Below are 23818 nucleotides of genomic sequence, written 5' to 3' on the forward strand. Positions count from 1 at the left end.
TTTACTTAAGATAATCATCGAAATAACGCGAAATTCTCTCATGGAGATGCACGCTCTGGTGTCCGCGCATGTTGTGCGGCTCGCCCGGATAAACGAAGAAGTCGGGCTGTGTGCCCACCTTTATACATTCCTTGAGGAACGAAAGGCAATGCTGCGGCACGACAGTAGGGTCGTTATATCCTGTAATGATCTGCAGTCTGCCCTTGAGGTCCTTCGCCTTGTTGATGAGCGATGTTTTCTCGTAGCCCTCGGGGTTGGCCTGAGGTGTGTCCATGTAACGTTCGCCATACATCACCTCGTACCAGCGCCAGTCAATAACCGGACCGCCAGCTACGCCCACCTTGAAGACGTCAGGATAGTTGGTCATAAGCGAGATGGTCATAAATCCGCCGAAGCTCCATCCGTGTACGCCAATCTTGTCTGCATCCACGTAAGGCAGGGTCTTCAGATATTCCACACCAGTCATCTGGTCCTTCATCTCCACCTGTCCGAGCTGACGGAACGTAGCCTGCTCGAAAGCCTTGCCACGATGCTCGCTGCCTCTGTTGTCGAGGATGAAGAGCAGATATCCCTTCTGAGCCATATAAGTCTCCCATCCGCGACTGCAGTAGTTCCAGCGAGCATCCACGTTATGGGCGTGCGGGCCACCATATACATATATGATAGTGGGATACTTCTTGTTCGGGTCGAAGTTCGTAGGCTTCACCATGCGATAGTAGAGGTCGGTCTTTCCGTCGTCAGCCTTAATAGTGCCGCAAGAATACTCGGGCACGTCGTAGCCCTTCCACGGATTCTCAGCCTTGAAGTAAGATGTCTTCTTGCCGCTTGCTATATCCACGATGGCAATGTTGCGGGGAATGTCCGGAGTTGAGTAGTTGTCGTAGAGGCTTGTGCCGTCTTCGCTCAGCACGCTGTTGTGCCATCCCTTGCCGTTGTCGTCCACAAGGCGGCGCTTGCCGTTGTCCACCGATACAGAGAAGATATTGCGCTGAATGGGGTTAGCCTCGTTGGAAGCTATCACGATTTCGTGGCGCTTTGCGTTGAATCCGAGCACCTCCATAACCTCCCATTCGCCGCTTGTGAGCTGCTTCACGTCCAGCGAAACGGTGTTGCTTGCCATGCGGCTGCCGTTCTTGCCGAGAGCGCAGAGATAAAGGTGCTTATATCCGTCCTTACGTGTCTGCATTATGAACTTGGTGTTGTCCCAAGGAAGGAACAGGATGGGGTCCTGCGGCTCCACGTATCGCTCGTCAGTCTCGCGATAAAGCTCGGCTGTCTTCTCGCCTGTCTTGGCGCTATAGCATGTGAGGCGGCAGTCGTTCTGGTCGCGGTTCACCTCAAACATATAGACGCTCTCGCCGTCTGGGCTCCAAGCTATGTTGGTGAAGTAGCGGTCTGTCGGGTCACCAGCCTTGAGATAAACTGTCTTACCGGTCTTCATGTCGAACACGCCGACAGTAACCTTGTGTGAAGTCTCGCCAGCCATCGGATATCTTGACGGGGCATACTTGGCTATAACCGACTCGCCCTCATCCATATTCGTAAACACGGGGTCGGGGATTTCCACCTGAGGATAGTCCGTCACCATACTCTGGTCCATGCGATAGAAAGCCAGCTTCTCGCCGTCTGGTGAGAAATAAGTGCCCTTTCTGATGCCGAACTCGTCACGATGAACAGCCTGTCCGTAGACGATGTCGCGTGATCCGTCCTCTGAAAGCTGCCATTTGCTGTCGCCCTTCTTCACGTAGAGGTTGTCGTCCTTGAGGATGGCAGCCGCTCCGCTCTTTGTGTTGAGCTCCAGTACTGCCTCGCCGTCCTCCATGTCCATGCGGTCAACGAGGTTGTGGCGCTTGAAGTCGACCATATAAATCACGTCGCCTGACTGCACCATCACCACCGGCTTGCCGGCAAAGGGGAAGGATGCGCCCATAAGCGAGCGTGCCTTGATGTCCTTCGTAGGACCAGCCCACTGATTGAACTGTGCCAGCGTCATCAGCTCCGTCTCCTTGCCCGTCTTCTTGTCCACCAGGTAGCAGGCGTTGCGGTCAAGGCGAACCAGCTGATTGCCCCACCAGGTGCAATACTTGTTCTGGGGCTGCATATCGCGGAAGTTGGTGCCGCCGAAGTTCAGGTCCTCCAGAGTGAAATGTTTCAGTTCCTGTGCGCTCATCGGAGTAGATGCCAATAATGAGAACAATGCAATGGAAATTAGTTTAGTCTTCATCATCAAAATTACGTTTGTTTGAGAATTTTCTATTGCTCTTGCCCGGCTTGCCGCCCTTTGAGAAGCCTCCCTTGGCGAAACCGCCCTGACGCTTGTACGATCCGCGCTCGTCGTCATTGTCCTGGAACTTTCCGCCACGACGGTCGCCGCCGCGTCGGTCAGAGTCTCTGCCCTGACGTTCCATAGAGCGGAACTTGAATGAGCGGATGTCAGCCTCAGCGTTTTCCTCGTCCTCGTCCAGACGCTTCTTAAACTCGCGGTTCTTCTTGAAGCGATGCTTCTCTGCCATCTGACGCTTCTCGTCCTCAGTCTTCACCACGCCGCCGTCCTGACGAAAGTCCTTCATGGTGCCGTCGAAGATGGCATACTTGCGGAACTCGCACTCCAACGATCCGTTATAAACCGGAATCTTGATGGATGGCTTCAGACCGATGGCCTCGAAGCATTCCTCGCGGTAGCTCAGCACCCAAGCCTCGTTGCCCATGAAAGCATGCTTCAGACGCTCGCCAATCATCTTATATGTATTGAGGAGGTTAGGCGTAGAGATGCGCTCGCCGTAAGGAGGATTGGTCACCATGATGCTCTTGTCGGCAGGCTTCTTGAAGTCCTTGAAGTCAGCATGCTCCACGGTGATGTCCTTTGTGAGACCTGCTGCACGAACGTTAAGACGGGCTGTGTTAACGGCCTTCATGTCCACGTCGTAACCATAGATATGGTGTGTGAACTCGCGCTCCTGCGAGTCATCGTTATAAATCTTGTCGAAGAGTTCCTCGTCGAAGTCGGGCCACTTCTCGAAGGCGAAGCTCTTGCGGAAGATGCCAGGGCTCATGTTATGGGCGATGAGAGCAGCCTCCACGAGCAGCGTTCCCGAACCGCACATAGGGTCGATGAAGTCGCAGTCGCCGTTCCATCCGGTCATCATAATCATACCTGCAGCCAGCACCTCGTTGAGCGGAGCCTCCACCGACTCCTGACGGTAGCCGCGACGATGGAGCGACTCGCCACTTGAGTCGAGCGACAGCGTAGCGTCAGCCTCTGCGATGTGGATGTTCAGGCGTATGTCAGGATTGCTGACAGAGATGTTAGGACGTGTGCCGGTCTTCTCTCTGAACTGGTCGACGATGGCGTCCTTCACCTTATAGGTAACGAAGCGTGAATTGCGAAATTCCTCAGAATAAACTACAGAGTCCACGGAGAAAGTCTTTCCCTTCTCTATATACTGTCCCCAGTCTATCTTCTTAATCTCTTCATACACTTCGTCCGCAGAGCGGGCCTTGAATCTTGCGATAGGCTTCAGAATTCTGATGGCCGTGTGGAGTTGGAAGTTGGCACGATACATCATTTCCTTATCGCCGGTAAACGAAACCATACGACGACCTATCTGCACATTGTTTGCCCCCATCTGGGTAAGCTCTCTTGCCAAAACGGGCTCCAGTCCCATGAATGTTTTGGCAATAAGTTCAAATTCATTCATATCTTATATTGATGCAATATTTTTCTGCCTACAAAATTAATAATAAATATTTAGCTATGACTCATTTGTCCCCTAAATTTAACATATCAATTTTCACAATAACGTTGTAACACGATTGTAATATGTGTTTAAACATGGTGTAACATCAAGATTCTAACTTTGCAGCAGAAAAATAAAGACAAACAAATATATGGAACCAATTTATTTATGCATCGTCGTCTTTCTGCTATGTCTTGCAGTATTCGACCTTTTCGTGGGTGTCAGCAACGACGCCGTCAACTTTCTCAACAGCGCCATTGGAGCTAAAGTGGCGAAGTTTCGAACCGTCCTTATCGTCGCCTCGGCAGGTGTGGCAATAGGAGCTATAATGTCTTCGGGCATGATGGACGTGGCAAGACACGGCATCATGCAGCCGTCCAACTTCTCCTTCTACGACGTGATGACTATCTTCCTTGCGGTCATGGTGACGGACATCATCGTCCTCGACATGTTCAACACGCTCGGAATGCCAACCTCCACCACAGTTTCATTGGTGTTCGAGCTTCTCGGAGGTACGTTCATCCTCGCCGTCCTGAAGGTGGCAGCCGACCCTAATCTTGCCTTCAGCGACCTCCTCAATACGGACAAGGCATTGAGCGTCATCATAGCCATCTTCGTGAGTGTTGCCATCGCCTTCGTGTTCGGTATTATCGTACAATGGCTCTCGCGTATTGTCTTCACATTCAATTACAAGCGCCATTCTCGTTACTCCATCGCCATCTTCGGCGGCATCGCTTTCACAGCCCTCGCTTACTTTATCTTCCTCAAGGGCATCGCCAAGTCGCACTACATCGCTGAGGACGTACGCACATGGGTGGAGGCTAACACGCAGATGCTCCTCCTTGCCACTTTCGTAGGCTCGTCCATCGTCATGGAGGTGCTCCATCTGCTCCGCGTCAACATCTTCCGCCTTATCGTCCTTATGGGAACATTTGCCCTCGCTATGGCATTCGCAGGCAACGACCTCGTCAACTTCATCGGCGTGCCTCTCGCAGGACTCGACTCATACAACGACTATGTGGCCAACTCTGGTGGCGTAGGCGTATCACACTTCATGATGGACTCGCTCAACGGTAGCGCCCAGACACCTCCCGTCTATCTCTTTGCTGCCGGCGTGGTAATGATTGTGGCTATGGCTACATCCAAGAAAGCCCAGAACGTAATCAAGACCAGCGTAGACCTTGCACGTCAGGACGAAGGCGACGAGATGTTCGGTTCGAGCCGTGCTGCACGCAGCATCGTTAGAGTGACACAGGAGTCGTCAAGCTGGATTTCACAATACATGCCCAAGAGCATCGCACGCTGGATTGACAGCCGCTTCAACAAGGAAGAGGCAGAACTTAACGAAGGCGCTGCCTTTGACGTGGTACGTGCAGCCATCAACCTTGTGCTTGCTTCGCTCCTCATCACCGTCGGCACCAACTACAAGTTGCCGCTTTCCACCACTTACGTTACGTTCATGGTGGCTATGGGATCGAGCCTTGCCGACCGTGCATGGAGCCGTGAGAGCGCAGTATTCCGCGTAACAGGTGTGATAAGTGTCATCGGTGGATGGTTTATCACAGCAGGTGTAGCCTTCGTTTCCTGCGCAATTGTCTGCATCATAATGTATTACGGCGGCATTGTTGCCAAGATAGCATTCATGGCTCTCGTCGTCTTCCTCCTCATCCGCAGCAACCGCAAGTATGCCGAGAAGGAGAAGGACGCAGACAAGGAGGACGTGTTCCGTCTGATGATGCGCACCCGCGACCCGGAGATTGTCTGGGACCTCCTTGCAAAGCACGTATCGCGCACACAGAGCTTTACCACACGCTTCGTAATGCAGAACTTCAACGCCATCATCGACGGACTGGAAAGCGAGCGTGCAAAGACACTACGCCGTGTCTCAAACGACTTGGCAAAGGAAAAGATTGAGCTTAAGAAGTATCGCCGTCAGGAGCTTCTCGCCTTGAGACGCGTACCCACAGAGATTGCCATAGAGCGAAACACATGGTTCCACCTCGGCATCAACTCTTCAGAGCAGTTCATCTATTGTCTCCGCCGCATCCTCGACCCTGTAAAGGAGCACGTCGACAACAACTTCAATCCGCTTCCGGCTGAGTACATTGAGGAGTTCCGTCCCATCCGCGCTCAGATCAACGACCTCATGCAGCAGACCGAATCGCAGATTTCAACATGCCGCTTCGAGAACTATCGCGAGACACTATCCCTCGCCGACCAATGCAAGGACGAGCTTTCTGTTATCCGCAAGAAGCATATCGACCGCATACAGCAGAGCAAGGACAACAGCAAGCTGCAGGTTTCGCTCGTCTATCTCAACCTCCTGCAGGAGAGCCAGCAGCTCCTCAGCAACATGCGCCATCAGCTGAGAGCAGCCAAGAAGTTCATAGACAACTGATCTGCATCAGTTCACAATACAATCAATCGAGATTCAGAAGGGGTGTCGCATTTCGCGACGCCCCTCTATCGTTTCTTTCATCAGGAAAAACATAGAAATACAGGGATGGAATCTTGTCATTTGGTCATCTTGTCATCTTGTCAAAATCAAATTCTGAATATCGTTATTTAGCTCTATAGAATAATATATTTAATATATATTATACTATAGGAGTCTGACAAACACTTTCGCTTTCTCATTTTGACAAAATGACAAAATGACAAGATGACAATCAGAATTGCGCTTGCGCTACTTTGCACGTCGTAAAGGAGAACTTTGGATATTGTAAAAGTCAACTTTGCACGTCGTAAAGGACAACTATTGCATAAGCGGAGATTACGCCGTATCTTTGCAGCATAAACGGAAGAATGCAGATGGCTGTCCACTCCCGTCCCCTCCTCACATTTCCTCTGCCTTCTTCACACTTCCAGCCTGCAATATCAGCCTTTCAGCCTCCTTACGGTCTGTTATCTGCGGATTGCGTTCCATGAAAATGCGGACAGCGCGGTCAATAAGTTTGGCATTTATCAGTTTGGCATTCACCATCTTGTTGCCCTCCACCCTGCCAAGTCTGATTTCCACCGTAGTGCTAATCATGTCGAGACACATCTTCTGCGACGTTCCAGCCTTCATGCGAGTGGAGCCTGTTACAAACTCCGGTCCGGTGATCACCTCCACTGCATAATCAGCCTCACGGGATATGGGCGAGTCAGGATTGTTGACAATACATCCCGTAGCTATTCCTGCCTCACGACAACGCTTCAATGCGGCAAGGACGAAAGGAGTTGTGCCGCTGGCAGAGAAACCTACAACAATGTCCTTAACGCTGACACCTCGCTTTGTCAGTTGCTCCCAGCCGTTCTGCAGGTCGTCCTCCCGCGACTCGCGTGTCTGCGTCAGACAGCCCGTACCTCCGGGGAATATGGCCTGAATCTGCGTTCCGTCGGTGCCATACGTGTTCTGCACCTCAATGGTGTCGAGCGTAGCCAACCGTCCGCCCGTGCCGCAGCCCACATAGAAGAGTCTGCCACCCTCGCGAAGCCTCTCCTCGATGGCACTTATCAGACTGTTCAGCCGCGGCAGGGCCTTGCCGACAGCCACAGCCACCGACATGCTCTCATTGTTAATTCCCTCGGTAATCTGCTCCACAGTCATCTGCTCCAAATGGTCGTAGTGCGACGACTGCTCAGTAATGCGTGTCTCCATAGAATTCCTCCATTTATAAAGTCCACAAAGGTAGCGTTTTTTATGGACACAAAAAAAGCCAAAAGAAAGTTTTTATCTCCCTTTTGGCTTTATGTTTAAGCTACGTGAAATGTTCACGCAATAAGTTTCGGTTTATCCGAAGTTGTCATACATGATACTTTCGGGATCCACTCCGAGCGAATCGAGATAGTCGGTAACAGTCTTGATAAGCATTGGAGGTCCGCAGAGATAGTACTCGCAGTCCTCGGGAGCCTCGTGATCCTTCAAGTAGGTGTCGCGGATGCAGTTGACGGCAAATCCCTCGTAGTACTTCACGCCCTGAGCATCGGCAATGGGGTCCTTGCGGTCGAGCGAGAGGTGGAAGTGGAAGTTGGGGAATTCCTTCTCCAGTTCCCAGAAATCCTCGAGGAAGAACGCCTCACCGAGAGCACGTGCGCCGTAGAAGAAGTGGAGCTCGCGGTCTGTAGTGTGGAGCGTCTTGGTCATGTGCATGATCTGAGCGCGGAGCGGAGCCATACCGGCACCACCACCAATCCAGATCATCTCCTTGCCTGAGGTGAAGTTAGGATGGAAGTCGCCGTAAGGACCTGACATCATAACCTTGTCGCCCGGCTTGAGTGAGAAGATGTATGACGAAGCGATACCTGTGGGCACGTTCTGGAAGCCCACCTGCGGACGCGGCAGGAACGGCGTTGTGGCGATACGCACGGTAAGGGTGATGATGTCGCCCTCGTCGGGGTAGTTGGCCATTGAGTAGGCACGTACTGTGGGGTTGGGGTTGTGTGCCTTGAGTGAGAAGATATTAAACTTCTCCCATGCGCCGATATAGTCCTTGCCGATAAGGTCCTTGTCGAAGTCCTTGTCGTAGTCGATGCAGTCGTATGCCGGAATCTTGATCTGAGCGTACGAACCAGGAACGAAGTCCATGTGCTCTCCAGGAGGCAGAGCCACCTTAAACTCCTTGATGAACGACGATACGTTCTTGTTGGAGATAACCTCGCACTCCCATTCCTTGACACCCATAACCGAATCGGGCACCTTTATCTTCATGTCAGACTTGACCTTGCATTGGCATCCGAGACGCCAGTTGTCCTTGATTTGCTTACGTGTGAAGTGGGGCTTCTCAGAATCGAGAATCTCGCCGCCACCCTCGAGCACCTGCACCTTGCATTGTCCGCAGCTGGCCTTACCGCCGCATGCAGAGGGAAGGAAGATGCCGTTCTCGTTAAGCGTGGTCATGAGTGACGAACCCTGCGGCACGTTGATGGTCTTGTCGCCATTGATTTCGATGTTGACATTACCGCTCGGGCTAAGGAACTTCTTTGCAACGAGCAGGATGACAACCAAGAGGAGTATCACAACGAGGAAAACTCCGATACTTGCAAATATAAATGATGTATTCATAGCGTTGAGTCCTCCTTATTAAATTTTAAGACCAGAGAAGCACATCATGGCCATTGCCATGAGGCCTACGGTGATGAATGTGATGCCGAGACCCTGAAGAGGCTTGGGCACGTCGCTGTACTGCATCTTCTCACGGATGGCACCCATGGCTACTATGGCCATTGTCCATCCGATACCGCTACCGAGCGCATATACGATGGCGTCAACGACGTTGCCGATATACTGCGTGTTGGAAGGATCGAGGTTGATGCGCTGCTGCATGAAGAGCGAAGCACCCATGATGGCGCAGTTAACGGCGATAAGGGGAAGGAAGATACCCAGAGCTGCATAAAGCGACGGAGAGTATTTCTCGACAACCATCTCGACGAGCTGCACGATACCTGCAATCACAGCGATGAAGAGGATGAAGCTAAGGTAAGAAAGGTCGACGCCCTCAACGAGACAGTCCGGGCCCAGCACCTTTGTCTGCAACAGATAGTCGACAGGCACGGTTACGAGCAAGACGAACGTTACGGCAAGACCCAGTCCCAATGATGTCTTCACGTTCTTCGACACGGCAAGGAACGAGCACATACCGAGGAAGAAGGCGAATATCATGTTGTCCACGAAAATGGACCTAAAGAAAAGGCTTATTAAATGTTCCATAATTCTTAGTTATTTTCTTTGTAGAAATAAGCTCTGTGTATCCATATCACTCCTCCGAGAAGGATGAGCGCCATGGCAGGCATTGTCATCATACCGTTGTTGATGTAGCCGGCATCGTAGGCTCCCTGCGGGATAACCTGGAAGCCGAGGAGCGTGCCGCGACCGAGAAGCTCACGCAGACCGCCAACGACAACGAGGATGTAGGCATAGCCGAGACCGTTGCCCACGCCGTCGAGGAACGAAGGCCAAGGCTTGTTCTGCATGGCGAATGCCTCAAGACGTCCCATGAGGATACAGTTGGTAATGATAAGACCAACGTATACTGACAGCTCTACGCTGACATCATAGACGTAGGCCTTCAGAATTTGGCTCACGATGGTAACGAGAGCAGCAACAACCACGAGCTGCACGATGATGCGGATACGGTTAGGTATGGTGTTGCGGATTATAGAGATAATCACGTTTGCGAAGGCTGTGATCACCGTCACGGCAAGTCCCATCACGATGGCAGGCTTGAGCTGCGATGTCACGGCGAGAGCCGAGCAGATACCGAGCACCTGTACGAGGATAGGGTTGTCGAGGTTCAGAGGATTGGTGAAAGCCGCCTTATTTTCTTTTGAAAACAAACTCATAATCTTATTTCTCCTCCTTATTTAGATGTTAAGAATTTTGAATACTCACCGAGGCATGTGTGAAGCATGTCGCTCACGCCGTTACATGTAAGCGTAGCGCCGGTTACGGCGTCGCATTGTGTGGCGGGGTCTGTCACCTCATTCTTCTTCACTACTGAGAGAGCCACGTCAGACTTGCCATCCACGAAGATGTGCTTGCCCTTGAACTGGTCCTGCCATGCGCGTGAATCCTTGATTTCGGCACCAAGACCTGCGGTCTCGCCCTCATGATTGAAGTAGGCTCCATAGACTGTCTGCCTGTCAGCGTTTACGGCGATGTAGCCGTTGATGCCGCCCCAAAGGCCCATACCGTATACGGGGATGACGTACTTTGTCTCGCCGTCCACGTTGCATACGTAAAGCGCGAGCTTACCCTCCTTCATAGAGGCGCTGTTGCAGAGGAATCCAGCCTCTGTGCCGCCCTGTGCGCCCTTTTCGATAGTGGCACCATTACGGTCGATGATCATGTCGGCTGTGATTACCTTATTATATGTCTCGGTTGCCTCAGCTCCGTCGATGTCACGGATGTTGAGCGCAGCGAGAATCTGCTTCTTCTTGTCGAGAGCCACGTTCTCGTCCTGCTGCGGCTTGAGTGTAGAAGACACGAATGCAAGCAGGAACGCAACGATAACTACGATAACGACAGAATATATGATTGTGTAGGAGTTTGAACTGGTGTTCAGCCCCTTTTTCTTTGTTTCTTCCATATTCCGAATTTGTTATTTGTTTGTTAAACGTTTCATTCTCTTGGAGATGTTCTTCTGTACCACGCAGTAGTCGATGAGCGGAGCGAACATGTTCATGAAGAGGATGGCGAGCATCATGCCCTCTGGATAACCGGGGTTCATAACGCGGACGATAACTGCCACGATGCCGATCAAGGCTCCATACCAGTACTGGCCACATTGTGTGCGGGCTGAAGTAACGGGGTCAGTAGCCATAAAGACAGCACCAAAGCAGAAGCCACCAAGAATGAGGTGCTCATACCAAGCAATCGGAGTCATGCCGAGAGCCTGGAAGATGTAGGCTGTCACGGCGCCTCCAACGAAGACGCTGAGCATGGTGCGCCAAGAAGCGATGCCAGTCCAAAGGAGGATAACGGCACCAATAGCGATGGCGATAACGCTTGTCTCACCTATTGAACCCGGGATAAGACCTACGATCATGTCGCAGAGGCTACCGTTCACGGCTGTTCCCTGTGCTATCTCGCCGAGCGGAGTGGCGCAGGTAAAGGTATCAGGCAGAGTGTTGCCAAGACCGAAGAATGTGTCGTTAGCCACCCATACTGCGTCGCCTGACATCTTTGTAGGATATGAGAAGAAGAGGAACGCGCGCGTGATGAGCGCCACGTTGAAGATGTTCATACCCGTACCGCCGAAGATTTCCTTGCCGATAACCACGGCGAAGGCTACAGCCACAGCGAGTGCCCACAGCGGACAGCCCACGGGGATGATGAGGGGGATGATGATACCCGATACGAGGAAGCCCTCCTGGATTTCCTCACCCTTCCATTGTGCCCAGGCAAACTCGATGCCGAGACCTACCACGTAGCTGACAATGATTTTAGGAAGCACCTGAAGCGCTCCGTAGAGGAACATTGAGAAGAACGAAGCGTCGGCAAGTGCGCCGGCAGCCTTGTAGTTCTGGAATCCCACGTTGTACATACCGAACAGCAGGGCGGGGAGCAGAGCTATCACCACGAAGCTCATGATGCGCTTCGAGTCGATGGCGTCGTGAATGCTCACACCGGTCTTGGATGTCTGGTTGGGTACAAACAGGAAAGTCTCAAAGCCGTCGAACAAGCTGCGGAAGGCGTGGAGCTTTCCCTTTGGCTCGAAGTTGGGCTTGATGTCGTTAAGATATTTTCTCAGAAAATTCATACTTTTCTCTTTGTAATTAAATTAAACGTTAAGCATTCTCCTTGCGGAGCATGTCGAGACCCTGACGCACGATGTGCTGGAGTTCGAGCTTGGAAGAGTCAACAAACTCAGCCACGGCGAAGTCTTCTGGTGCCACCTCATAGATGCCAAGCTGCTCCATACGGTCGATGTCGCCAGCGATGATGGCCTTGATAAGATATTCGGCATAGATGTCCATAGGGAGCACCTTGTCGTACTCGCCACTCATGATCATGTGGCGCTCACCACCCTTCACACGAGCGTCGAGAGCATACTCCTTGTTCTTGCCGAAGAGCCATGAGAAGTAGCTGCGGCTTACAGAGAAGTCGTTGGTACGCGGAAGAATCCATCCGAGCATCTCGTCCACGTTGTCACCCTCAGGTATGACTGTAATCTCCGATGTATGACCGCCTACGAAGTCGTCCTTCGTAGCCTTGCGTCCTGTGAGCGGATTGCCGTTGATGATGCGTACGTGGTCCTTGGCAGCGAGCTTGCCCTCAAGGAGGTCAGCTATGGGCTGTCCTACGAGCACCTCTGCATACTCCGGCTTCGTGATCTCGCTACCTGCTACAGCCACAAGACGGCGGAGGTCCACCTTACCGGTACGGAACAGACGTCCGAAGAAGATTACGGCTGTCGGATCGACAGTCCAAACCACTTCGCCCTTGTTGACGGGGGCGATGTTGTTCACCTGAACGCCTACGTTGCCTGCGGGGCAGGGTCCGTCAAATACGTTCACCTCCACGTCCTTTGCTTCGGTAAGCGCCTTGCTGGTCTGCTTTGCGCCGATGCCGAGATAAACGGGAGCCACCTTCGAGAGGGCTGTCAGACCCGTCTGGAAGTCCTCCTCATTACCCTGCAGCTCATACTCGAAGTCGCCAGCCAGCGGCATATCACGAAGAGCGCTGACGAAGACGGCACGGGGCTTTTGGTCGGGAGTGGTGGATACTGCGTAGGGCAGCTGGTTGATGTAGCCGAACAAGCCAGCTTCAAGCAGAGTCTTCACCACGGCGTCGCCGTCAAGCGAAGCCACCTGTTTCAGACCGAAGTCGACATACTGCTGATCCTTGTCAGCTTCTACGACAACGCGCAATACCTTGCGACGGTCGCCTCTGACAACTGCCTGCACTACTCCACTAACCGGAGAGGCGAACTTGACGTCGGTCTGCTTCTTGTTGACAAAGAGAGCGTCGCCTGCCTTCACCTTGTCGCCCTCGCGAACGACAACCTTAGGAGTCATGCCTACAAAGTCGTCAGGTACAAGGGCGTACTGGGCAGCAGCCTTAACGGAGAACTTCTGCTTAGCAGCCTTTCCCTTCAGGTTGATGTCCAAACCCTTACGTAACTTAATTACATTTGCCATAAATATATAAAAAAGATAATAAAATTGTCTTCGTTTTGATTCTGTAGCAGATTTGTCCTTAACAAAAATTAGACAATAGCCGTTTCAGCCTACAAAATTACTGAAATATTCTGTGTTTACAACGTTTTTTTGCAAGGAAAGTGGACTACAAGTAGCGAATTTTGGGTCAATACCACTAACTTTGCACACAAAACCATAAAGCAGATGCATACAATTCCAAAAATCGACATAAAATCCGCCCCTAATAATATCTCCTTACGCGACGTGGCTTTCGGTTACCGGACGCAGGGCAGCCGTTCTGTTACGGAGATTGCACGTGGCATTAACGCTTGCGCAAAAGCAGGCGAACTGACCTGTCTGATAGGCAGAAACGGTATAGGAAAGTCCACCCTGCTGCGTTGCGCAGCTCGCCTTCAGGACTATTCTGACGGCTGTATTGCCGTAGGCGGGCGACGGGTGGAGGACTTGTCGGCTTCGGAATTGGCACAAACCATAAGTATAGTGCTGACAAGACGACCTGAGACTGCCAACGCCACGGTAGAAGAGCTTGTGGCATTAGGACGTGCTCCTTACACCAACATCTGGGGAACGCTTAAGGAGGACGACCGTCGTCAGGTGGACGCAGCCCTTGAGAGCGTGGGAATGACGCACATGCGCAGCAGAAGAGCCTTGAGCCTTAGTGACGGCGAGATGCAGAAAGTGCTAATAGCCAAGTCGATGGCGCAGCAGACGGCTGTCATCATCCTTGACGAACCAACCGCCTTTCTCGATTTTCCTGCAAAGGTGGAGATGCTTCGGACGCTACGCCGCCTCGCCCACGAGCAGGGCAAGACAATAATAATGTCTACTCATGACATAGAGATTGCCTTACAGACAGCTGACCGCATCTGGCTGATGCAGAAAGACGGCATTGTGGAAGGTACGCCTAAAGATATTGTTAAGAATGGAGACTTGAAAGCCTATATCGGCGACAACGGAGTATGTATAGACAAGGACACGATGGCACTCCGAATAGAAAATATAGTATGAAAAGCCAAAGCATAATCCAAAAAAAATGGCTAACTTTGCAGACTTGATTTAATTATCGGACTCTCACGGGTTCAGAATCTATTGGTTTTTTAAAGTTAAAAAAAGAGTAATAACAAGCAGGTGTTAAAACGAATTGTCAACATAACAGTATGGACCTTGATAGGGCTTTACGCCTTTATTGTGGCTGTCATACATATTCCTACAGTTCAGTCACTTATAGGAAATGCCACAAGTAATGCTTTAAGCAGCAAGTTAGGCACGAAGGTTACCATCGGACGCATAGACTTGGGCTTTATCAATCGCCTTATCATCGACGACTCGCAGATGCTCGACCAAAGCGGAAAGCAGATGCTAAAGGTGTCGCGCATATCTGTAAAGATTTCTCCCTTGGCATTGGCAAAGGGCGAGATAGAGATTACGTCAGCCCAATTCTTCGGTCTGAAAGCCAATCTCTACAAGACCACTCCGGAGGCCAAGCCTAATTTTCAGTTTGTCATCGACTCACTTGCGTCGAAGGACACAACCAAGCAAAGCACTCCCATAAACCTGCAGATCAGCTCGCTTATTCTACGTCATAGCGACATCCGATACAGATGTCTCTCGAAAGCCGGTACGCGGAAGAATTTCTCCGTGGACGATATTGACGTGCGCAATATCAGCTCACATATTATAGTTGACCGCATCACCAACGATTCGCTCAATATTAAGGTGAAGCGCCTGTCATTCAAGGAGCGTTGCGGACTTTCCGTAGACCATCTTTCGCTTCACGCAGTCGTGGGACGAACTAAGGCAGAACTCCCCTACCTCGAAATAAAACTGCCCAACTCCGAGCTGCTTGTCAAGAACATCGAGGCCACGTATAACATCAAGGACAACACCATCGAGAAGAAATCGCTTAAATACCGTGGCGAGATACTTTCCGAACGCTTCGCCCTACCCGACCTTGCATGTTTCGTACCCAAACTCGCCAACATTACCGGTCGCACTTCCCTTAAAGCGATGTTCAGTGGCACGGCGGAAAGCATTGACATCAAGCAGCTTGCCGTTTCCAACGACATGGGCATGAAGCTTGAAGCGGAAGGCGTCGTAAACGGACTTTCCTCCAAGCCTTCATGGAACTGCCGACTGAAGGAAATGCAGATGAAGCAGCAGTTTGCAGCTATGGTATTGAAAACGTTTACGGGCAAGGACCTGCCTAAGGTGGTTGAAAATATAGACCATATAGCCCTTACGGCTCACTCTTACGGCAACATCGACCTTCTGCATGCAGACGGCAAGCTGAAGACCAATCTCGGCGATGCCGACTTCGGCGTGAAGAAGGAGGGCAAGAAGATTGTGGCTGACGTCAAGACAAACGGACTGGGCATAGGCGAACTGCTCCAGAACGACAATCTCGGACGCATAGCCGCCAATCTGACTGCTACGGCTACGTCAAAGGACGACGTGCATCTGAAGGGTAATATCGCCAGCCTCGACTTCAACAAATATACTTACCGCAACATACGTCTTGACGCTTCTTATCGCGGCAAGACGCTCAAGGGCGTTCTTACCATGAACGACCGCAACGCCGACATCGACATTAACGCGCTCTATAACGGAGCGTCCAAAACACCTAACATCGACCTTAAAGCAGAAGTTCGCAGATTTGTGCCAAGCGTGCTGAATATCAGCAACAAATGGGGAGCTGCTGCATTCGCCCTCAACATAGATGCCAACATTCGTGGCAATAACGTCAACGATGCTGCAGGCTCGTTGCAGATAAGCAATCTAAGCATGCAGGAGACGGAGGACGCATACTCGCTCGCCAACCTCAGAATTGACACAGGATTTAAGGACGGCGAACATTTCCTCGACATGAACAGCGACTTCGGCAACGTGGCAATTACGGGTAGCTTTGACTATCAGACCATCGTCCGTAGCCTTAAGAACATGATAGCGTCCAAATTGCCTTCCATGCCGGGTCTTGAAAAGAAGCCCACACGCGGCGACAACGCATTCACCATCAACGCACTCATTAATGATACCGAATGGCTCAACAAGCTATTGGGCGTACCTCTCTATATCTCACAGCCCATAAGCATTAGTGGCGGCATGGACGAGAAGAATCAGAAGATTGACCTGCGTTGCGACATCCCCAACTTTTCCTATAAAGACTCACACTTTAGCGACGCCTTTGTGACTATCGGTTCGCCCGGCGACACTCTACGTGCCGACATCAGCCTCAAGAAGCTGTCTGACAAGGGCAAGGCTTTGGCGCTCCGTCTCTCGGCGGACGCTTTCGGCAACCGTCTGAAGACCTCCGCCGCATTCCGCACCAACAGCCGCCATCCCATGCACGGCGTCATCAACGCCAGCACCCTCTTCGCCAAGAACGAGGAGGGACTTGCCACGGCTTACGTGGACGTGCTGAAGTCTGAAGCCACCATAGGCGACTCCACATGGCACATCATGCCGGCAAGCATCACTTACTATAAGAATCATCTTGACGTAGACAACTTCACCATCAAGCACGGCGACCAGCATCTTATCATTAACGGCACAGCCACGAACGACCTGCAGGACTCGCTTACCATAGCGCTGAAGGACATCGACGTGAGCTACATCCTGAATCTCGTCAACTTCCATTCTGTCGACTTCTTCGGAATGGCGTCGGGCAACGCAGTCATGGCTGGCGTGTTCAGCAAGGAACCGCAGATGGGCGCCGACCTTACCGTCAAGCAATTCAAGTTCGAGACGGGACGCATGGGCACACTCTATGCCAACGTGGCTTACGACAACGAGGAGGGACGCATCAACATCGACGCCAAAGCGCTCGACGAGGACAACAGACGAACGATAATCAACGGATATGTGTCGCCGAAGCACAAATTCATCGACCTTGCCATTAACGCCAACCGCACAAGAGCCGAATTTATGGAGGGATTCTGCGACAGCTTCATGGACAACATCGACGCCGACATCATCGGCAACTTGAACGTCGTGGGACCGCTCAGCAACATCAACCTTGTGGGTAAGGCTGTAGTGAGCGGCAAGGCGCACATGTCGGCGATGAACACCACATATTATCTAAAGAACGACACCGTGACATTCGTTCCGGACGAGATTAAGTTCGCCGGCGACACCATACGCGACCGCAACGGCAACATAGGTCTGCTCTCAGGCAGCATCTATCACAAGCACCTTACCAACCTCTCATACAGCCTGAACGTGAAGGCAAAGAACCTCTTAGCGTACGACACCCATTCCTTCGACGGCAACTCGTTCTATGGCACGGCGTACGTTACGGGCGACTGCTCCATCGTGGGCAAGAGCGGCGAGGTGACCATCGACGTGGAGGGCGTGCCCGAAAAGAACAGCATCCTTGTTTATAACGTGAGCGACAACAGTTCCGTATCTTCTCACGACTACATACATTGGGCTAACCACGACCAGACGGACGACAGTCAGGACGATGAAAAGGACAACGACAAGCGCAACAAGGTGGACATCAGCACCAACATCAAGCTTAACTTCCTCATCAACTGCAACCCTGACGCCACCCTGAAGATCATCATGGACGAGGCCACGGGCGACTACATCACGCTTAACGGAAACGGCGTGATGCGTGCCTCATACTTCAATAAGGGATCGTTCGACCTTTACGGCAACTACATCATCGACCACGGCATCTACAAGCTCACTATACAGAACATCATCAAGAAGGACTTCCAGTTCCAAAAGGGTGGCATGATATCGTTCGGCGGCGACCCATACAACGCCTCGCTGGACATGAAGGCACTCTACACGCTCAACAGCGTGAGCCTGAGCGACCTTAACATCGGCAAGTCGTTCACAAACAACAACGTACGCGTAAACTGTCTGATGAACATTACGGGCACTCCCGATGCACCGAAGGTGGACTTCAATCTGGACATGCCTACGCTTGGCAACGACGTGAAGCAGATGGTATACAGTCTGCTCAACGCCGAGGAGGAGACCAATCAGCAGGTGCTCTATCTGCTGGCTGTTGGCAGATTCTATTCACAAGGCACAAACAATGCCGCTGGCGAGTCCGGTCAGCAGTACAGCCAGACATCGCTCGCCATGCAGAGCTTTCTGAGCGGTACGGTCAGCCAACAGATAAATACCGTGCTGAGCAATGTCATAAACAGCAGCAACTGGAACTTCGGAGCCAACATCTCTACGGGCGACGAAGGATTCAACAACGCCGAATATGAAGGTCTGCTATCCGGACGCCTGCTCAATAACCGCCTGCTTCTGAACGGACAGTTCGGCTATCGCGACAATCCGAACGCCACCACCAGCTTCATCGGCGACTTCGACCTGAGATACCTGCTCTTCCCCAACGGCAACCTCGCCATCAACGTCTACAACAAGACTAATGACCGCTACTTCACACGTAACAGCCTTAACACGCAGGGAGTGGGTATAATCATGAGGAAGGACTTCACAAAGATGTCTGACCTCTTCTTCTGGAGAAAAAAGAAGACAAAAACAAAGTAATTATTACAACCTACCAAAACCTACCCCACATGAAAAAGCAAGCCATCGCAGTCGTCCTTATGCTGTCTGCTTCTGCCATACACGCCCAGAACAACACCTGGCAAGCCCCGACAGGGACAAGCAGCCTATGGGAACAATTCCTTGACAATCTCAGCGACTATGACGACATAGAAGCTGGTAACACGGAGGAGATGTACGAGCTGCTGCGTGAGCTGGAGACCAATCCCATAGACCTCAATAACGCCACGGACGACGACATCCAACGACTGGCTTTCCTCAGCAACACACAACGTGAGGAGCTTACCGAATACCTCGACCGCCACCGCCCTATCCGCTCCATAGGCGAACTGGCAATGATAAAGTCGCTCGATAATGTTACGCTGAGATTGCTGAACTGCTTTGTATATTTGGGCAACATAGACGAGAGCCGTAAGTTTCCGACTTGGAAGGAAATAACGAAGCATGGCAAGAACGAGCTGGTGGGCTACGTAAAGATACCATTCTATGAACGTAAGGGCGACCGCGAAGCGTATCTTGGATATAAATACAAGCATTGGATACGCTATAAGTATAGTTACGGACAACTCCTGCAAGCCGGCATTACGGGGGCGCAGGATGCGGGCGAGCCTTTCTTCGGAAGTCATAACAAGATGGGCTACGACCACTATGCTTTCTATGTCCTTGCAAGAAAACTCGGCAGAATCAGGACTCTTGCCTTAGGACAATACAAGGCAAGGTTCGGTCTTGGACTTGTCATGAACGCCGGATTCGGTATGGGCAAGACCACTTCCCAGGTTCTCGCAACCCCACAAAACAGCATAACAGCCAACGCTTCACGTTCGGAAGCGGCATACCTACAAGGCGTGGCATCCACCATAGAGATATACAAAAACATCACCACTACGGCTTTTGCTTCATACCGCAAGATTGATGCCACGCTTAACGACGACTCTACCATCAAGACCATACTCAAAACCGGCTATCATCGTACCGAAACCGAGATAAAGAAACGTCACAACGCTTCGCAGACCACAGCAGGAATGAACGTCAATGTCAAGCACAACGGAATAAGCGTAGGTGCAACGGCTGTATATACGGCTTTCAGCAAGGACTTGAAGCCAGACAAGTCGCAAGCATTCAGACTCTATTCTCCCAACGGCAACAACTTCTGGAACGTCAGCATCGACTACGCATACATACATCCACGAATCTCCGTAAAGGGCGAGACGGCAACGGGCAACTCACATGCTCTTGCCACCATCAACACCATCTCCCTCAAAGCCAGCCGGACGCTCACCCTGACAGCAATACAACGCTTCTACTCGTATAAGTATTATTCGCTCTTCAGCCGTTCGTTCAGCGACGGCGGTCATGTGCAGAACGAGTCGGGAATGTATCTTGGTGCCACATGGACACCTTTCTCACAGCTGAAAATCATGGCTTACTCCGACTACGCCTATCATCCTATGCCAGTCTATCGCGCCTCAAAAGCGTCTCGTTCCATAGACAATCTCATTCAGACTACCTTGAGTTTTTCACCCGTAGACATAACTCTACGCTATCGTCTCCGTCTGAAGCAGGAAAACGGTGCGGACGCTTCTTCCCCACTCATAGACAAGACAGAACATCGTGGAAGATTTCAGCTTAACTACAAGCAGAAAAGTTTCACTATGAGAACGCAGTATGACATGGCATACACCACGAAGACCAGTCAAAGCATTGGATGGATGGTGTCGCAGTCGGCAGGATATAAATATAAAGAAATACTGGAATGCAACGCCGGCGTGGGTTATTTCCGGACGCATGACTACGACAGCCGCATCTACACTTACGAACGAGGCATGCTCTACGACTTCTCCTTCCCCATGTTCTACGGAGAGGGCATGCGCTTCTTCCTCCACCTCAGCACAAAGCCAACAAAGAACTTACAGCTAATCTGCAAGGTGGGCACAACGAAATATTTCGACCGTGACAAGATTTCAAGCGGCTATCAAGAGATAAACGATTCAAAGAAGACCGACATGGAAATACAGGCGAAATGGAAATTCTGAAGAAGCACTCTATTTGTTTAGAAATAGAATTATTTAAGTTATGATTCGAACGAAGCAAGGCTTTTAAAGAAGTAAGATTGAGCTTTGGAAAGGGCACAAAAAAAGTTGGAGAAGTTCTTGTATGCAAGAATATCCCCAACTTTTTGTTTTATAAATCAGTCGTCGCTTACTTTGTAGCAACGTTAAGCTGTGCATTCACCTCGTCAAGGATTCGCTTAACAAACTCCTCCTTGGTCATAGTGGCCTGCTCGCCACCACCCTGCTTACGCATAGCAACGAGACCCTCAGCAGCCTCCTTCTCGCCAACGACAACCATATATGGGACACGGCTCAGCTCGTTGTCGCGAATCTTACGGCCTATCTTCTCGTTACGGTCGTCAACGATTGCTCTTACGCCAGCGTTGTCGAAGTAAGCCTGAAGCTCCTTGGCATAGTCGTTATACTTCTCTGAGATAGGCAGAATGGCCACCTGGTCAGGAGTAAGCCACAACGGGAAGTGACCAGCTGTGTGCTCGATGAGCACGGCTGTGAAGCGCTCCATTGAACCGAACGGTGCACGGTGGATCATCACCGGAGTCTTCTTGGTGTTGTCCTCATCTGTATACTCCAGCTTGAAACGCTGCGGGAGATTGTAGTCCACCTGAATGGTACCAAGCTGCCAACGGCGTCCGATGGCGTCCTTAACCATGAAGTCGAGCTTAGGACCGTAGAAGGCAGCCTCGCCAACCTCCTCACGAACCTCAAGCCCCTTCTCACGGCAAGCCTCACGAATGGCGTTCTCGCTCTCTGCCCAAATCTCCTCAGAACCAATATACTTCTCGGTATCCTTCGGATCGTGGAGCGAAATCTGAGCCTCATAGTTGTCGAATCCGAAGATGCTGAACACCTTGAGGATGATGTCGATGATGTTCTCAAACTCCTGCCTTACCTGATCTGGTCGTACAAAGAGGTGAGCGTCGTCCTGTGTGAACGTGCGGACACGTGTCAGACCGTGAAGCTCACCACTCTTCTCATAGCGGAATACTGTACCGAACTCTGCTATACGAAGAGGAAGGTCCTTGTAAGAACGCGGCTTGCGGGCGAAAATCTCGCAATGGTGAGGACAGTTCATCGGCTTGAGCATATACTCCTCGTCCTCCTCCGGTGTGTGGATGGGCTGGAAAGCGTCCTTGCCATAGTGAGCATAGTGGCCCGATGTGACGTAGAGGCTCTTGCCGCCGATACCCGGAGTGATAACCTCCTGATAGTTGTACGGCTTGAGGAGTTTGCGGAGAAGTTCCTGCAGACGCAGACGGAGGTCTGTGCCCTTAGGCAGCCAGATGGGAAGACCCTTACCCACACGATCAGAGAACATGAAGAGCTCCATCTCCTTACCGATCTTACGATGGTCGCGCTTCTTGGCCTCCTCGAGCATTACGAGATACTCATCGAGCATCTTCTTCTTCGGGAATGAGATGCCGTAGATACGGGTCATCTGCTCGCGCTTAGCATCGCCACGCCAGAAAGCACCAGCCACGCTTGTGATCTTCACAGCCTTGATAAGGCCTGTGTTGAGCAAGTGCGGGCCACGACAAAGGTCGGTGAAGTTGCCCTGGGTATATGTAGTGATGGTTCCATCCTCAAGGTCAAGGTCGATGTGCTCACACTTGTAAGTCTGACCATCAGCCTTAAACTCCTCAAGGGCGTCGGTCTTTGAAACCTCACGGCGAACAACCGGCTCGTTCTTCTTGGCAAGCTCCATCATCTTTGCCTCAATCTTTCCGAAGTCGTTCTCGGAAATGACCTGTCCTTCTGCCGGCATTACGTCGTAGAAGAAGCCGTTCTCAACTGCAGGACCGAAGCCGAACTGAATGCCAGGATAGAGTTCCTGAAGCGCTTCTGCGAGCAGGTGGGCTGATGTGTGCCAGAATGTGTGCTTGCCCTCCTCGTCCTCAAACTTGTAGAGAGCGATGGTAGAGTCCTCCTCGATGGGACGGTTCAGCTCTACTGTCTCACCATTTACACCGCAAGATACAACGTTGCGAGCGAGAGCCGGTGAGATGCTCTCGGCGATTTGTAACCCCGTTACGCCCTTTTCGTACTCACGAACAGAGCCATCCGGAAATGTGATTTTAACCATAACAAATTAGTTTATTAATCGATATCTTTGCAAAGGTACAATAAATTATTAGTATAATTCGATGATTTTACGTAATTTTGCAAGCAAGAATTAAAATACAATTTATCAAATAACAAATAAATGGAACTGATTAAGAAATACTTCCCCAACATAACCGACAAGCAGGCGGAACAGTTCGGCAAGCTGAAGGAGCTTTACGACGACTGGAACAGTAAGATAAACGTGATTTCGAGAAAGGACATGGACAACTTCTACGAGCATCACGTGCTTCACTCGCTTGCCATCGCTCACGAGATTAAGTTCAGGGACGGTTCGAAGATTCTCGATCTTGGTACAGGTGGCGGATTCCCTGGAATCCCCCTCGCCATAATGTTCCCGCAATGTCAGTTCAAGATGATTGACCGTACTGGAAAGAAGATTCTCGTGGTGAACGAGGTGGCTAAGGCGCTTGGATTGGAGAATGTGAAAGCGGAGCAGCTTTCAGGCGAAGAGGAAAAGGGGAAGTACGACTTCGTGGTGAGTCGCGCCGTAATGCCCCTCCCCGACCTTGTGAAGATAATAAAGAAGAACGTCGACCATAAGCGTCAGCAGAACTCGTTGCCTAACGGTCTTATTTGTCTGAAGGGTGGCGACCTCAACAACGAGACAAGACCATTTAAGAATATCGTCAGCATGACTGACATCCATGACATGTTTGACGAGGAGTGGTTCAAGGAGAAATATCTGATATATCTGCCCTTATAAATCATTAATCA

15 protein-coding genes are annotated in these 23818 nt (G+C 51.2%); 5 read left to right on the forward strand and 10 right to left on the reverse strand.

Annotation, left to right across the window (positions count from 1 at the left end):
• Position 1: 1 nt before the first annotated feature.
• Together CHL74_RS04935 and CHL74_RS04940 are read right to left on the reverse strand one after the other, a co-directional pair.
• Positions 2-2224: a S9 family peptidase gene (locus CHL74_RS04935; RefSeq protein WP_094880059.1), complete on the reverse strand. Its 2223-nt coding sequence runs from the start codon at positions 2222-2224 to the stop codon at positions 2-4.
• Entirely contained in the window at positions 2214-3698 is a 1485-nt protein-coding gene (locus CHL74_RS04940) for a THUMP domain-containing class I SAM-dependent RNA methyltransferase (RefSeq protein ID WP_094880060.1), read from the reverse strand. The genes CHL74_RS04935 and CHL74_RS04940 overlap by 11 nt, the downstream gene beginning before the upstream one ends.
• A gap of 190 nt (positions 3699-3888) precedes the next feature.
• Between CHL74_RS04940 and CHL74_RS04945 the strand changes: the two genes are divergently transcribed.
• On the forward strand, positions 3889-6135 hold the full coding sequence (locus tag CHL74_RS04945) for an inorganic phosphate transporter (RefSeq protein ID WP_094880061.1): 2247 nt from the start codon (positions 3889-3891) through the stop codon (positions 6133-6135).
• 438 nt (positions 6136-6573) lie between these two features.
• Here CHL74_RS04945 and CHL74_RS04950 read toward each other — a convergent pair whose 3' ends face one another.
• The 7 genes from CHL74_RS04950 to CHL74_RS04980 all read right to left on the reverse strand — a co-directional run bounded on the left by CHL74_RS04950 (position 6574) and on the right by CHL74_RS04980 (position 13361).
• Entirely contained in the window at positions 6574-7380 is an 807-nt protein-coding gene (locus CHL74_RS04950) for an N-acetylmuramic acid 6-phosphate etherase (RefSeq protein WP_094880062.1), read from the reverse strand.
• A 132-nt stretch (positions 7381-7512) separates the two neighbouring features.
• On the reverse strand, positions 7513-8784 hold the full coding sequence (nqrF, locus tag CHL74_RS04955; RefSeq protein ID WP_094880063.1) for an NADH:ubiquinone reductase (Na(+)-transporting) subunit F: 1272 nt from the start codon (positions 8782-8784) through the stop codon (positions 7513-7515).
• A gap of 18 nt (positions 8785-8802) precedes the next feature.
• Complete coding sequence (gene nqrE / locus CHL74_RS04960; protein WP_094880064.1) at positions 8803-9429, reverse strand: NADH:ubiquinone reductase (Na(+)-transporting) subunit E; 627 nt, start codon at positions 9427-9429, stop codon at positions 8803-8805.
• Between the two features lie 5 nt (positions 9430-9434).
• On the reverse strand, positions 9435-10061 hold the full coding sequence (locus tag CHL74_RS04965; RefSeq protein ID WP_094880065.1) for an NADH:ubiquinone reductase (Na(+)-transporting) subunit D: 627 nt from the start codon (positions 10059-10061) through the stop codon (positions 9435-9437).
• Between the two features lie 17 nt (positions 10062-10078).
• Complete coding sequence (nqrC, locus tag CHL74_RS04970; protein ID WP_094880066.1) at positions 10079-10807, reverse strand: NADH:ubiquinone reductase (Na(+)-transporting) subunit C; 729 nt, start codon at positions 10805-10807, stop codon at positions 10079-10081.
• A gap of 12 nt (positions 10808-10819) precedes the next feature.
• A complete protein-coding gene (locus tag CHL74_RS04975; RefSeq protein WP_094880067.1) occupies positions 10820-11980 on the reverse strand; it encodes an NADH:ubiquinone reductase (Na(+)-transporting) subunit B in 1161 nt (386 codons plus the stop codon).
• Between the two features lie 28 nt (positions 11981-12008).
• Positions 12009-13361 (reverse strand): Na(+)-translocating NADH-quinone reductase subunit A, encoded by a 1353-nt coding sequence (locus CHL74_RS04980; RefSeq protein WP_094880068.1) that lies wholly within the window; start codon positions 13359-13361, stop codon positions 12009-12011.
• Positions 13362-13565: 204 nt separating this feature from the next.
• Here CHL74_RS04980 and CHL74_RS04985 point away from each other — a divergent pair, with 204 nt between their 5' ends.
• The 3 genes from CHL74_RS04985 to CHL74_RS04995 all read left to right on the forward strand — a co-directional run bounded on the left by CHL74_RS04985 (position 13566) and on the right by CHL74_RS04995 (position 20944).
• On the forward strand, positions 13566-14390 hold the full coding sequence (locus tag CHL74_RS04985; RefSeq protein ID WP_094880069.1) for an ABC transporter ATP-binding protein: 825 nt from the start codon (positions 13566-13568) through the stop codon (positions 14388-14390).
• Positions 14391-14510: 120 nt separating this feature from the next.
• Positions 14511-18893 carry a translocation/assembly module TamB domain-containing protein gene (locus CHL74_RS04990; protein WP_141241235.1) on the forward strand — a complete coding sequence of 1461 codons (4383 nt, stop codon included), beginning with the start codon at positions 14511-14513 and terminating at the stop codon, positions 18891-18893.
• 29 nt (positions 18894-18922) lie between these two features.
• Positions 18923-20944, forward strand: a complete 2022-nt coding sequence (locus CHL74_RS04995) for a hypothetical protein (protein ID WP_094880071.1) — start codon at positions 18923-18925, stop codon at positions 20942-20944.
• Positions 20945-21110: 166 nt separating this feature from the next.
• Here CHL74_RS04995 and thrS read toward each other — a convergent pair whose 3' ends face one another.
• On the reverse strand, positions 21111-23063 hold the full coding sequence (gene thrS, locus CHL74_RS05000; protein ID WP_094880072.1) for a threonine--tRNA ligase: 1953 nt from the start codon (positions 23061-23063) through the stop codon (positions 21111-21113).
• A gap of 120 nt (positions 23064-23183) precedes the next feature.
• On the opposite strand from thrS, the gene rsmG reads away from it, so the two are divergent.
• A complete protein-coding gene (gene rsmG, locus CHL74_RS05005) occupies positions 23184-23807 on the forward strand; it encodes a 16S rRNA (guanine(527)-N(7))-methyltransferase RsmG (protein WP_094880073.1) in 624 nt (207 codons plus the stop codon).
• Positions 23808-23818: the final 11 nt, after the last annotated feature.

This window comes from Prevotella sp. 885, from assembly GCF_002265625.1.
Classification (GTDB): domain Bacteria; phylum Bacteroidota; class Bacteroidia; order Bacteroidales; family Bacteroidaceae; genus Prevotella.